This window comes from Gilvimarinus gilvus (genome assembly GCF_030518155.1).
GTDB classification, from domain to species: Bacteria; Pseudomonadota; Gammaproteobacteria; order Pseudomonadales; family Cellvibrionaceae; genus Gilvimarinus; species Gilvimarinus gilvus.
This window is the reverse complement of sequence record NZ_JAULRU010000577.1, coordinates 176986-190216: the sequence shown is the minus strand read 5'-3', so window position 1 is coordinate 190216 and position 13231 is coordinate 176986. Positions and strand designations below refer to the sequence as shown.

The following is a 13231-nucleotide window of genomic DNA, read 5'->3' as shown; positions in this document are numbered from 1 at the left end:
GAATTTCACATCGATCGAGGCCGCCCAGTGCCCATCAGGGTGAAAGCTTTACTTAGCTCAATTTTCAGTCTTTAAATCCATTATTGTTTGAGTGAGGGTGGTTGCGACTTTTGCGGATAAATCGGCTTTATTGCTGCCAAGTGCGTGTGCCGCAGTTATCTCTAGGCCAGTGCGAGCATCCACCAAGGTTAGTTCAACCTGATAGGCTAGGCTTGTGCTGGAAAATTGTACTTCCAGGACCCAGTCTGCACTGAACTCGGCAAAAAAATAAGGGTATGGGTTGCTAGGTCGCGCCGCTATTGCACTGGGAGCAACCAGCTCAATCGTGCGATCTTTCCTCAGAGTTTCAAGTATCGTCCTATCAATATGTTGTAGCAGCAGGATATTTTCAGAGGGAGCGGCTGTACTGGGTAAACTCGCCACCCGTATGGTCGGCCCTGTAGATATGTACGTCACTAGCCACATGATTGCCACTGCGGCTACCAAGCTTGCCAAGCAACATAAGACAATATTTAAAGGTATGCTTGAGGTCGGCGGCGACTTTGAAGGTTCATTACTAGCATGTGTGAAGCCAGCATTGACTGCACTAGAGGTAGCTGTTGGAGGGGCAACCCAGCGATAACCACGCTTTGGAACAGTTTCAATATATTTTTCCGTGTTATCAAGCGTTTTTAGGTGCGATCTTAGGTCCGAGATGGCGCGAGTTAGAGCGTCGTCGCTAACCGATTGGTTGGGCCATACGGTATCAAACAGGGTGTTTCTGCTGACAATCTCGCCCGGTGTTTGAATGAGTTGTAACAGCAATTTGTGCAGAACAGGGCTGAGGCGGACCTGCTCTTCTCGTGAATTGCCCAGTTGGCCCACCGCCTTATTGATGGTGATCTTACCGCAGGTGATTGTAGCTGGTGGGGGCGTAGTCATGGCAGAAGTATAACAGCCGCGCCAGTGTGTGTAGCGGTAAATCAGACGTGTCCGAGGTTTTGGGGAGGTTTTCCTCAGGCGGAGAAGGCGCCTCTGAGCCAAGCTGCAGGGAGCAAATACAAAAGGGGAATACCATGTTTAAAAATAATGCAGTACTAAAGTGGTTCACGCGAGTCGGTGCAATCTTGATCGGCGCAATGGCCATATTGCTGGTGCCGAACTTGTCAGTTTTCGATGCTGAGCTACTACCTGAAATACAGACGCGCACGGCTACGCTGGCGGAGCCTGATGTTGCAGGTAATGCGCTAAGTGACGTGTATGGGTTAGCTTCGGCAACGGGTATGGATGCTGCCGAGGTGGGATCGGCGCTTCTTGAGGCGTTGCACGCCAAGAAGGCGGGTGGATTGCCGGCCAGCTTAACGGCTCAAGAGGCAAAAACGTTAAATGGTGGACAAAATTTAGACAAGGCTTGGCAAGCTAAGTACCCCGCTGCTTCTTGTAATTCTCGTAGCAACCTCGATTGTTTTTATGAGTTGCGAGCTCAAATCACGGAAACCCCCCAGCTGGACGCGCGTTTGCTCTCGCAGTTGAATCGGTATGATTTGATTATCTCTAAGGAGCATTTTGTCGAAGATGTTTATGTCTTAGATTACACGTCTCCTCTGCCTCATTATGGCCTCCTAATGCAGCTGGGAAGAATTAGAGCAATACAGGAGTTTCAGCGTTTCGGTTTTGCGGGCTTAGTCGAAAGTAGCCGGATCGACATGGCATTTTGGCGAATGGTACTTGCTGATAGTCAAACAGTGATTGGCAAGATGGTCGCTCAGGCAGCATTGCGCTGGCACCTATACAGTCTTTCTCATGCGATAAATGAAGAGCCGGTCGTTGGTGATCAGCAACGTACGCACCTACGGCAAATTTTGCAGCCGCTTAGCCGCGATGAGCTTGATATAAGCGAGGCATTTAATGCAGAGCTGCTTACTGTGGTTGAGAATAGTGATGACTTTTTAAAGTATCTCGCTGCACAATCAACATTGAATGGTTTTCTGTTGAGCTTGATGTCTCAGCCGGTGGCCAGTGTCAACCTATATTATCGCTCCAGTTTATTGCCCATGTATGGTGTGAGCAAATTATCCGGGCGGGCGTTTTTGGCAGAGGCAAAGAGGTTTAGAAAAAACAATAAACTATCTTACCTCAATCCATACAACCTGGGCGGAAGAATCACACTGCAAAATCCTTGGCCTCTTGTTGATTACCTTGGAAGGCTTCACGATTTATCGGGCATCTATTCATTAGTAAGCTTACAGCTTGAAATCAAGTCAAGCACTGCATCAGTTCAGGATGCAATTGCTGGCTCCAGCTTCAAAAATCCATACACCGAAAAACCATTTTCATATGATGATGTAAATCATACGCTAGGTTTTGATTGTTTTAACAATCGAATAGTGTGTGAGGTGGTGGTACGGTGATGCGTAGCCTATGTATGTTTATAAAAGGGTCGACGCGCTCGGGGTGAGGGCGCGTAATGATGGCTGGCTTATTTGGTCTATGCTAGCAAGTGCCGCGCCTTTGTCCATTGTTACCCGCCTTTTTGCCGGTCGCGATCCGGTACCTGTTCACATTGTCGTGATGACTATGCTGATATAATTGAGCAAAGAAGGGAGCCCCGTGCTCCATGCCAAACGCAATAGGGATATTGTCAATGTTTAAAAATTATTCAATTGTTCTTTTAGTAAGCTGTTTTCTCGCTGCTTGTGGTGGCGATGGGGGTGGGAACACCAGTCAAGCCTCGTCTCAAGTGCTGAGTTCCAGTTCCAACTCGTCGAGTGAATCTTCTCAGTCAACAGTTAGTTCGACGTCTTCAGTGAGTTCGACATCGGAGAATTCTTCTGAATCTAGCGTCTCCAGCGGGGGCTCCTCGGCAGGGAGTTCACCATCGAGCGGCTCTTCGCAGTCCTCGGTTGTAGTAAGTTCGACCCCAAGTTCTAGCTCATCTATTTCGATATCTAGCTCCTCGACGCTGAGTACAAGTAGCTCCAGTTCCTCCAGTTCCTCCAGTTCTTCCAGTTCTTCCAGTTTAGCGGCCAATTCACAGCCTGTTGCCCATGCAGGCTTCAATCAAAATGTTGATGAAGGGCAATTGGTGGAGCTTGCCGGGCATCGCAGCCGCGACGATCAAATCGAGCCACTTGCCTACCAGTGGCGCCAAATCAGCGGCCCCAGCATCACAATTAGTAATCGAAACCGTAGTAAGGCTACGTTCGTCGCGCCCGAAGTGAGCGACGACTCCACTATAGTTGTGACACTAACAGTCACAGATTCGCAGGGCCTTACTGATACAGATAATGTCACTATTCATGTTAATGATGTCAACGAAATTGTCTGCGAGGCCAATGTGGATTCAAGGTGCTACTACTCGGGGCCGGGCGCCACCGGCGATGGCAGCTTTAAAAATCCTGGCAGCATTGAGTCGTTGATACCTCAGCTTTCTCGCGGAGATTATCTGTATCTGCGCGGTGGTGTTTACACTGACTACTACCGTGTCACAAGTGCCGAGTCCATAATTAACCTAGAAAAGTATGTCAATTTCTCGGACCCACAGCCTACTGTCACGCAACCTGTTACGATTAAAGGTTACCCCGATGAGCAGGTGACTATTCGAGGAGATCTGACAAAGGGTTGCGTTCACATTGATGGTATTTCTAATTTAGTCTTACAAGACATGAGAATTGAGAACTGTTTCAACAAAGGCGTACGTGTTGGGTATGACATTCCGGAAGAAAACATCACTTTGCGAAATATTGAGTTCGCCAATATGGAGTATTACGATGATTCTGGTTTTCTATACGTACATAGTTATGACAATGTTGTAATCGAAAATTGTCAATTTCATGATTACATACCTAAAGCTGGTACCGATCAAGTCGGCGCTTATGTGAAGTTCTACCGGGCCACAAATATTACCGTACGCCACAATGAGTTTTATGGTCAAGGTGCCGGTATATATTACAAGCACGGAGAAACAACGCCAGGCTCCGGTGGTTATACTCGGATCCATGATAATTATTTCCACGATTTGACGGGCTCGGGAAACCTAAGCAGTATAGATACCAATCAAAATAGAACAGAAATATACAATAATCGCTTTATTAATACAGGTGGTGTGCGTGTTCACCGGGAGGATGGAACAAGCCCCCCCTTCACGACAGGTGTGGAAATCTCCTATAACACGTTTGTCGGTGGAACCCTTTATTTGGCGGATGGAAGTAACGATGGAAGCTATATGAGCGCCTATGGATTGGGGGCGAAAAGCGCAAACATTCATCACAATGTTTTCTCTGACACTCAGTATAGAGTATGGACGTATGGCTCGGATGTCGAGTTTAACGAAGGCATTAATTTATCTTCAGATCACAACTGTTATTACTCATCTACTGGTGAGTACAAGATAAATTATTTTGCTGCTGAAGGAAGCTGGGGGGATCTGGGTGATAATTATGCGTTGAGTGATTGGCAGGCGTTGACCTATGGAGCAAATTCTATTGAGGGGATACCCTTATTGGACGAGCATGGAATTCAGCAAAGTGGGTCGCCGTGTTTGGGGATAGGCTATTCACCCTAACCTATACTTTTCTCGTGCACTAATAATGGTGGAAGGTGCGGGGTCGTCTCAAACGTGGGAATCGTTAAAATGTGTAGGAGATCCGCCGCTGGTGGGGCAAGTTAAGTAGACCTATTTATTTTTTGCTACCTCATCCTTAGATTCTAGCAGCAAGGCTGTTAAAACCCCTTGCATGCTCAGCGAGGCCCGAAGCGTGCAGATGTCGTGCCTTGTCTCGACGGACAGGGTGGGTCCCTTTGCTAGAGGTAAGGTGCGGCAGATGTGCGCTTCAGGCCTCGCCCTGCGGGACTTCCAGGCTGGCCCGTACTCGTCGTTGCCACTTTTCGATGGGGGGGAACACACCGTCAAAGTGGCGCTTAGATTACGAACCAGCCTGAGAGTCTGAGTACGTAAGGGGTTTTCAACAGCCTGCTAGGTAGTAGATTTTAATTTATGATTGGCTAGGGGATAATTCCCCAGTGTTTTTACACCTGATCTGGGAATGTCGGCCAGTAGGGCAAGCTTCCTAGCCCTTCTTTTTTCTTACATCTCTTACCAAGTACAAATTACCCGGCCCACGTTTTAGCTCAAACAGGTCGATGGCTTTTATTAAACTACTGAGATTTTTGTAGCCATAGTTGCGAGTGTCGAATGATGTTTTGTTGGAGATGTGTGATCCGAGGGGGCCTAGAGCCGCCCAGCCATTGTCTTCTTCTGTCGCCTCTATGGCTTGGCGCAATAAGTTGATGAGCTTTGTGTCGGATTTTATGTTCTTAGGTGGGTCTTGCGATTTGTCGTTCTGGTCCGGTGCCCTGTCTAAGAACAGAAACTTGGAGCAGGCGTTAACAAAAGGCGTTGGTGTTTTTCGCTCACCAAAGCCCAGTACAACTTTACCTTCGGCAAGTGCCCGGGTCACCATAGGGGTGAAGTCGCTATCGGACGATACAAAACACATAACGTCAATGTCTTTTGTGTACATGACGTCCATAGCGTCAATCACTAGCGCAATGTCAGAGGCGTTTTTCCCTTTGGATAAGTCGTATTGTTGAATCGGCTGGATGGCGTACTCATGCAGAAGCTCTTCCCAAGCCTTGAGCGATGACTTCTTCCAGTTGCCGTAGGCTTTGCGAATAGTGACAACACCGTACTTGGCAACTTCGCTCAGCACATCTTCAAATTTACTGGCCGGTGCGTTGTCGGCATCGATAAACAGCGCTATTTTCTGTTTCGATTCTTCCATTTTAGATAAACTCATCCAGTTCTATGATGACTAGCATTGGGGGTTGTCCCTGGACAGTCTTGTACCAAACCTCAAGGTGGCTATAGGTAATATCGTATGCGCTCAGGCACAGACGTGACGGTTCAAAACGGCTGTTCAGTTTGCGCGTTTCAAGAGCCATTCGTGAGCCTTTACCGGTAAGTTGCCAGCCCCGTTCTTTAACCTCAACTTGTTTCAGGCGTAGGCTTTCAAAGGGGCGTTTACCGAGGTCTCCAAAATCAAAGACGTCAGGTAGCGTTACTTTTACCTCATGGCATGCCCCGTAGGCGTCATAGCTGATGGTTAACTCAATGCTGGATTTCTCGAGGTTTTGCGGGGTAATGGTGTGCCAGCCAATCGCAAGAGAAGAGTGGCACACCATCATCAGTAATGCGCTGGCCAAAGCTCGCAGCATGACATTTCTGTTTTTCAACAGCCTGCTGCTAGGTTTTGGCAACAATGTCGAAACCGCCGTAGATTAATCGTTTGCCGTCAAATGGCATCGGATTGGCGTCCGGGTGCATTCGCGGGTCATCCATAGAGGATTGCCAGCCGGCGTCGCGCACTTCTTTTGAGGGCCACATAATCCAGGATAAGACCACGGTCTCTCCCGGTTTTTTATTCACGGCCATTGGGAAGGACGTGACGCTCCCGTCGGGCACTTCATCGCCCCAGGCATCGACAACTTCAATGGCGCCATTTTCCTTAAAAACAGCGGCCATTTCTTTGGCGTGTTCTATGTATATCTCTCGATTCTCATTTGGTACTGCGGCAACCATTCCATCTATATATGACATGTGAATTACCCCTCTTTGAAGTTGCGGAGCTTGCAGTATAGGTCAGTGGTAAAGCAAAATCAGCGCTATAAACATTTAAATAGAATCCCCAAAGCGGCAGGGGTGAAGTTCTTACCTCTGCCTTAGAGCTGTGATATTGTCGGCATGCAAGCTGTACAATCATGTTCGGCGCTGATTGTCGTGCGCCGTTCACCTTATTCCGTCCGCCGGCCCCTTATGAACTCACAAGCCAGACTCCTCGACAAGCTCGCTAAAGACCTCCAGCCCGGTCGCCTGGAATGGATTGGTTTGCGCTCGGTGCGCAGGGGCAATGTGCACTCGGTAGAGTCTGCCGTGGCACTGGAAGGCTTGGGGCTTGAGGGCGACCACCGCAGTAGTAAAACGCCTGGCTCGGGGCGACAGGTGACGATTATTAGTGTGGAGTTTGTCGCGATGATATGCCGCCACACCGGGCGCGATAATATCCCGCCACAATGGCTGCGCCGCAATTTGTTGGTGTCGGGGATTAACTTAAATCTATTGCGGCATCAGCGCGTGCAAATTGGCGAGGTCATTTTGGAGCCGGCGGCTTTGTGTCACCCTTGTTCGCGTATGAACGAGGTGCTGGGGCGTGGGGGCGCCGCCGCTATGTATGGCTACGGCGGTTTATGCGCAAAGATTGCCCAAGGTGGGTGGTTGTCAGTGGGGGATTCCGTGGTGCGCTTGCCACGTGTGGATAAATCACCCGCTTCACAGCAAGAGCCTCTGTTTTAGCCGTCGCCACCACCGCCTCCGCAATCACCGCCGCCCCCACCAAAGCCGCCGAATCCACCGCTATCTCCGCCACCGCCCGGGCCGCTGCCGGTTGGGCCTGCGAGTGCAACAAGCTTGATCAGCGTGGCTATCAGGAAAATCACGACCAAGATAGGGCAAAGGGTACTTTGCACGCCGGATTCTGCATTGAGATCGGTATAGTGCCAGCTGGCCGCCAAGCCGCCGAGTGTAATGAGCCATGAAGTCATAAGTAGGTTTCTCGGATGTTATCAATGAGCATAGCGTCCCTGTTCTTATTGTAACCTAGGGTTAGATACTCGACAGGCGCTGTGTCTCACGCGTGAGTCACAAGTGCGAAGTAAGGCGCAGTTAGATTGAATGAGTTGGGATAGCATAAAACCGATGTTAGAGGCGCGGACACACTACCAGTGCACACTAATCGAGTTATTGCTTTCGCTCGAAGCGGGCTTTGTTGTTGCTTGCGGGCACGTATTCTAACCGCTAAAATTGCCCACCTTGGGGCAAGCCGTAAATAATGGAGTTTGGTAACGTATGAATACCCTTCTAGGTCATGCTTCTGGCTATTTGAAATCGCTACTAGCAATTATTCTCTTATGCAGTCTTGCCGGAGCTGCACAGGTTTCGGCAGATACCTTTGCTCCAGAAAGCGGTTGGTGGTGGAACCCAAATGAAAGTGGTCGTGGATATTCGATAGAAATTCAAGACAATACGGTGTTTCTCGCCGCTTATACCTATGAATCCGAGCAGACAGCGGGTGTGAATAAGGCCACGTGGTTTGTGGCCAGTGGCACTTTGACCGGCACTAATGAGTTCAGCGGCCAGTTGCTTGAGGTGGAAAACGGTCAGTGCTTTGGCTGCGATTATCAAGCCCCCACTAATGACGTGGCACATGACATTAGTATAGTTTTTACCTCACGCACTGAAGCGAATATCAGTGTTGATGGCGAGAATATTGCAATTGAACGATTTTATTTCGCGCCTTCGTTTTTGAGCCACGAAGAGAAGTTAATGGGGCAGTGGGCGCTGGTGTCCGATGAGCCCAGAAATGTCGAAGGTTCATCGGACGGTCCATTGGGCGAAGTTCTCGTGCTGGATGAGTTAATTGAGGACGAGGATGGGTACGTGGTCGCGGGGTGTCGAGCGCTGGAGGTGGGGCAGACCTTCTGCACCCAAACTGATAAGGCCGATCGTCTCGTGCTAGCCGGGTATAGCACAGAAATACAACAATATTTCATGCTGGTTAGCCAGACCAGCCAGTTCGATCGAGGTTATTGGATGACGTTGGACAGCGATATCGGACAGGGCTGGGTAGATCAGTTTGAATCTGGCGGGGAATTTAATACAAGCTTCGAATGGGGGGAGGCGGTAAGGTTCCAGGCTTTTCGTTCGGCCAGTAAGTCTATCGTGGCGTGGCCTACAAAACCCTCCGTGGCCTCTAAAGTGACTGATGTGGCGCTTGCAGCTAGCACACAAGAGCACAAGCCGGTAGACAGAGGGCTTTTAAGTGAGCTGGACAAGCAGCAAATTAAATCAGATTTGGTGCAACGGCTGTCTCGAGTTCGCCAACGTCTGGTTCAAAATGCCCAGTAAAGTGCTCGGGTGATTGTGTTAGTCGCGATTGCCCGCGCTCGTAAAAATCCGAACTCAGCAATTCCTTACAAAGTGTTATCCACTGCACGTTGCTGTAGGTGGTGGGGTAGTGGCCTATTCATTTGTGTATGGGCTATTAACAATAGCCTCCCACCGCTGCGTGTGGCATGCCCCTAATACGCCCAAAAAATGTACTTATATCGTCTGGCGGTGTATTATCCCGCCCCCGGATTTCCGGCGTTATGGGGATGCTATGCAGGTTTTTCATCATATAGGCTCACTGCGAGCGGAGCTTGGCAAAGCACGGCGCGCGGGTAAGCGCATTGGCTTTGTGCCGACTATGGGCAATTTGCACGATGCCCATCTGGCCTTGGTGAAGCAGGCGCAAAATAGCTGCGATATTGTGGTGGCGAGCATCTTCGTTAACCGTTTGCAGTTTGGTTTGAACGAGGACTGGGATAAGTACCCGCGCACGCTGCCCGCCGATACCGCTAAGTTAGAGGCTGTTGGCTGTAACTTCCTGTTCTGCCCCGAAGAGCGCGAGATGTACCCCAATGGCATGGACGAGCAAACCCGGGTAGTCGTACCCACCATGACCGACGTACTGTGCGGTGCCAGTCGCCCCGGCCATTTTGAGGGTGTAACCACCGTAGTGACTAAGTTGTTTAATATTGTGCAGCCGGATGAAGCTGTCTTCGGTGTTAAAGATTTTCAACAGTTGGCGGTGATTCGGCGCATGGTGGAAGACCTGTGTATGCCAGTAGAAATCACGGCCGGTGAGATATACCGTGAAGAGGATGGCCTGGCGCTGAGCTCTCGCAACAGCTTTATTACGGATGACGAGCGCCCCCGTGTGGCAGAGCTCAATCGCACCCTAAACTGGATTGGTGGTGTCATTCGTGAGGGCAGGCGGGACTTTCTGGTTCTGCAGGAAGAGGGCGCAAAACGCATCGATCAGGCGGGCTTTAAGCTCGATTACCTGGAAATTTGTAACAGTCGCACGCTTAAACCAGCGGCGGTGGATGACACAGAAATTACCATTTTGGGTGCCATGTATACCGATGGGGCCCGTTTGATAGATAATATATCGCTGACAGTGGTCTAACCTGTTGGCGATGCCGACCTAATGCGGCCAGTACCAAAAGAAGGAGGAGCTTATGCTCTCTACCATGCTCAAAGGCAAACTTCATATGGCGGCGGTCACCCAGGCCGAGCTGTGGTATGACGGTTCCTGCGCGATTGATGCCGATTTAGTAGAGCTCGCTGGCTTGCGCGAGTTTGAGCAAATTGACATATACAACGTCAATAACGGTGAGCGTTTTACCACTTATGTGATTCTCGCTGAGCGGGGTTCAGGCACTATCTCCATGAATGGCGCCGCCGCGCGCAAAGTACAGGTAGGTGACCGAGTGATTATCGGTGCCTACGCGCAGTACAGTCAGGCAGACCTGGAAAACTACAAACCGCGACTGGTCTACCTAGACGAGAGCAACAAAGTCGAGCGCACCACCAACACCATTCCGATGCAGTTGGTTTAATAATTGTCGGATGACTGACGTCTGACGCCAGATGTAAAAGCTGAAGACTTTGCAGCTCAATTTGTCGTCGCTGAAATGGACTTCGCTCTGTACTTTAAGGCAGGCACAAATCAAAAATGAGCCTGACGTTAAAGCAAGAGCTTGAAAGGTTTGCGTGTGCGCTTCACGCTCATCCGTCATCCGTCATCCGTCATCCGTCATCCGTCATCCGTCATCCGTCATCCGTCATCCGACTCCGATTTTAATTAACCGTAACACTCACCTTAGCTCTGTGCGCATTGCCGTGCTCATCCCCCACCCAATAGTGAAATTCGTCCGTGCCGCGAAAATCAAAGTGAGGGCGATAGGTTATTTGCCCATCCGAGTGGGATACCAGGCCGAAGGTGGGGCTTACTACACTGATGATATACAGCGAGTCGCCTTCCGGGTCGGAATCGTTCGTAATTGCATCTATAGTTACGGTGCGACCACTTGCGACTGAGGCGTTGTCATTACGCGCTTGCGGCGGCTGATTGTTAAGGTCAATGGTGCCTCGATTGCGTGCATCTCTCCAAGACGAATATTGATTGCCTAACCGTGCAGCGACCTCGGGGCCCAATAATATTTTAAGTGGCTGCATCTGTAGCTCGCCGGTGGCGCGGTCGCTAAAATACTCCCACTTAACGGTGTAGTGCTTACCATCGTTGGTTTGGTAGTAGCCCGCCTGCTCGACCAGAGCAATCATGTCGGTGCTGTCCATGCCCAGCGAGTCGTAGCCGGCTGGAATTGGGTTTGTCCCAATACTGTCCGTTTTCGTGCCACTAAAATTTATGCCAGTACCCGCTGTGGTGGCCGCGCTTAAATATTCGTAGTGACCTTCCGCATTTAAGTCATTAAAGTTAAGTTCGAAGCGGTCGGATTGGAGGTCACTGTTTTGTATGATCAGGTCGCTGTCATCGTGTTCTTCATACATTGTCGTTACCCCGGAAATCGAACCGCCGATAACAACAAACTGATCCAGCCCGGTTGGGTTGCTGCTGACGTGATCCTTGCTCAGATCAATGCCTACCTCAAAGCCGTCAATGCGCGAATCTCGCACGACCATATCGGTGGTGTTGCGACCGAACTCAATACCGTAGTCAGCATGGCGGAAGGCTTCGTTGGTTAAACCAATGACATCGAAATCACGCAGCAGGTAATGGGATGTGTACTCGATGGAGGCGCCGGTTTTTACCTCCCAGGCAACAAAATCGCTCATTACTGTGTAAATGTCGTGCTCCTGGCGAGGATTCGCTTTCACCACAAACACGCCCACCGTACTTGCATAGGCTTCGTTGCCGTGAAAGTGGCGAATCGGGATGTCATCCGCAGATGCATCGCGTCCGAGTCCAAGCGCCTGGGGCGCCATAAAAAGGGATGGGTCAAGACGAATCATGGTGCCCGAGCTGTCGCGGTGAAAATAGGTAAAGCCACGATTCACACTGGAGGCGATATTCCCCACTGACGCGACCAGACGCCCTTGAAACCAAAAGCCATCGCCACTGCGGGCAATGTCAAAAGTCGAGATGTCGTTGTTGTTTTTGGGGTTGTAAGAACCGTTTATTCCCTGCGCCTTGATCGCTAGGTTATCGGTCCATGCACCTGTTTCGTTGCCGGTTTCGGCGACAAAGCCGGCGCCAAAAGTGTCGTAGCTAACGTTATTGTGCAGTATGGCGTGACTGTCGTGGTGCACATAGCCCCAGCCAGGCGAGCCAAACACGGCGTTACCTAAACCAACCGCTGGGTTCGCTTGATCCTGGGTGCCTGAGCGGTGAAAGTGAAAGCTGTAGCGCCCGCGCACGTTGGTATCCGGGCGCATGATGTCTACATCAACGGCTTCCGTGTTGGTTTGCGACTTATCGGTACGGCCCAGTTGAAAGAATTCGGCGTAGCGCACGTCAATTTCATCGTTGTGCATAAACATCACGTGGCCGCGCTGATGCACGGGCACAGTGTCAGCACTCTCGGTTACAAATCGCACGTTGCGGGTGAAATTACCAATGCTTGCTTTTAGGTCGCTGCGGGGGGAGCTGTGGTCAAATTCTAGCGGTTCATTGAGGGTCACAGTCGTGCCGCTAACCTGAGTAATGGTGCGTACTTCGTCTTGCGTGCCGTGGTAGCGAACGGCGCGAATGTCGTTGTCCCACTTCCAGCCGGAAAACCGCGTACCTGTTACCACGAGCGTGTCACCCACGCGCCAACCCTGGGGTGGAGATTGCAGGCTAATGGTATTGTTGCCGGTAAAGACGTCGCTGCTCAGTTTTAGGTGTGGAGCCTTTGCCGCGCCGTGAACATTCAGTGTGCCGTGCACAATGACGCCGCGACTGAGTAATAGCGGGTCCCAGCTCACATCGATATCGCCGTTGGCAGCAATGATTATTTCAGCTTTGGCCGAAGAGTGAACCGGCTGACTTTCAGTGCCGATGGTTAAGGTGCCCCGAGGGTCCACAAATAAGGTGTCTAGCGTTAGGCGAGTGTCCTCGTTGGTGGCAAAGCTTAGCTCACCGTCGACCCGTAAAGTATGCAATCGAGCTGTGTCGACCAGCGAATAAGTGACATTGTGGCTGGTGGCGATAACAGCTCTGGCGCCATCGCCGGGTACTGCGCCGTTGTGCCAAATGCCTGGGTCACACCAGTCGCCGTCTGCGATTGTGGCGTGGGTGGCATCCTCATAGGCAACCAGCGCGTGGGCGGACATATGTTCGGCCATTTTGGCGGCAATTGTGTGATTCAT

General features: G+C 50.6%; 13 protein-coding genes. 6 read left to right on the top strand and 7 right to left on the bottom strand.

Translation table 11 applies throughout. From position 1 onward, the window contains the following. Positions 1–57: 57 nt before the first annotated feature. A complete protein-coding gene (locus QWI17_RS23795) occupies positions 58–921 on the bottom strand; it encodes a winged helix-turn-helix domain-containing protein (protein ID WP_502553147.1) in 864 nt (287 codons plus the stop codon). A gap of 134 nt (positions 922–1055) precedes the next feature. Between QWI17_RS23795 and QWI17_RS13565 the strand changes: the two genes are divergently transcribed. After that, positions 1056–2390, top strand: coding sequence for a hypothetical protein (locus QWI17_RS13565; RefSeq protein WP_302723054.1), 1335 nt, complete (start codon positions 1056–1058; stop codon positions 2388–2390). A gap of 367 nt (positions 2391–2757) precedes the next feature. On the opposite strand, the gene QWI17_RS13560 is transcribed toward QWI17_RS13565, so the two are convergent. Then, positions 2758–3009 (bottom strand): hypothetical protein, encoded by a 252-nt coding sequence (locus tag QWI17_RS13560; RefSeq protein WP_302723053.1) that lies wholly within the window; start codon positions 3007–3009, stop codon positions 2758–2760. On the opposite strand from QWI17_RS13560, the gene QWI17_RS13555 reads away from it, so the two are divergent. Continuing rightward, the gene (locus tag QWI17_RS13555; protein ID WP_441294591.1) at positions 2918–4543 is read left to right on the top strand and encodes a right-handed parallel beta-helix repeat-containing protein; all 1626 of its coding nucleotides are present in this window, start codon (positions 2918–2920) and stop codon (positions 4541–4543) included. The two genes, QWI17_RS13560 and QWI17_RS13555, sit on opposite strands and share 92 nt — an antisense overlap. A 505-nt stretch (positions 4544–5048) precedes the next feature. Here QWI17_RS13555 and QWI17_RS13550 read toward each other — a convergent pair. Genes QWI17_RS13550 through QWI17_RS13540 form a run of 3 tightly spaced genes read right to left on the bottom strand, consistent with a single transcriptional unit; the run spans position 5049 to position 6577 of the window. Continuing rightward, positions 5049–5762 (bottom strand): NYN domain-containing protein, encoded by a 714-nt coding sequence (locus tag QWI17_RS13550; protein WP_302723051.1) that lies wholly within the window; start codon positions 5760–5762, stop codon positions 5049–5051. A 1-nt stretch (position 5763) separates the two neighbouring features. Further along, a complete protein-coding gene (locus tag QWI17_RS13545) occupies positions 5764–6195 on the bottom strand; it encodes a hypothetical protein (RefSeq protein WP_302723050.1) in 432 nt (143 codons plus the stop codon). 28 nt (positions 6196–6223) lie between these two features. Further along, positions 6224–6577 carry a DUF1428 domain-containing protein gene (locus QWI17_RS13540; RefSeq protein WP_302723049.1) on the bottom strand — a complete coding sequence of 118 codons (354 nt, stop codon included), beginning with the start codon at positions 6575–6577 and terminating at the stop codon, positions 6224–6226. A gap of 216 nt (positions 6578–6793) precedes the next feature. Between QWI17_RS13540 and QWI17_RS13535 the strand changes: the two genes are divergently transcribed. Further along, positions 6794–7330, top strand: a complete 537-nt coding sequence (locus tag QWI17_RS13535; RefSeq protein WP_302723048.1) for an MOSC domain-containing protein — start codon at positions 6794–6796, stop codon at positions 7328–7330. Here the strand turns inward: QWI17_RS13535 and QWI17_RS13530 are convergent. Further along, on the bottom strand, positions 7327–7578 hold the full coding sequence (locus QWI17_RS13530; RefSeq protein ID WP_302723047.1) for a hypothetical protein: 252 nt from the start codon (positions 7576–7578) through the stop codon (positions 7327–7329). The genes QWI17_RS13535 and QWI17_RS13530 overlap by 4 nt on opposite strands. Positions 7579–7882: 304 nt before the next feature. On the opposite strand from QWI17_RS13530, the gene QWI17_RS13525 reads away from it, so the two are divergent. The 3 genes from QWI17_RS13525 to panD all read left to right on the top strand — a co-directional run bounded on the left by QWI17_RS13525 (position 7883) and on the right by panD (position 10479). Next, positions 7883–8941, top strand: coding sequence for a hypothetical protein (locus tag QWI17_RS13525; protein WP_302723046.1), 1059 nt, complete (start codon positions 7883–7885; stop codon positions 8939–8941). Positions 8942–9194: 253 nt separating this feature from the next. Next, positions 9195–10046 (top strand): pantoate--beta-alanine ligase, encoded by an 852-nt coding sequence (gene panC / locus QWI17_RS13520; protein WP_302723045.1) that lies wholly within the window; start codon positions 9195–9197, stop codon positions 10044–10046. A 52-nt stretch (positions 10047–10098) separates the two neighbouring features. Beyond that, a complete protein-coding gene (panD, locus tag QWI17_RS13515) occupies positions 10099–10479 on the top strand; it encodes an aspartate 1-decarboxylase (protein ID WP_302723044.1) in 381 nt (126 codons plus the stop codon). A 241-nt stretch (positions 10480–10720) separates the two neighbouring features. Here panD and QWI17_RS13510 read toward each other — a convergent pair whose 3' ends face one another. Further along, the gene (locus QWI17_RS13510; protein ID WP_302723043.1) at positions 10721–13231 is read right to left on the bottom strand and encodes a G8 domain-containing protein; all 2511 of its coding nucleotides are present in this window, start codon (positions 13229–13231) and stop codon (positions 10721–10723) included.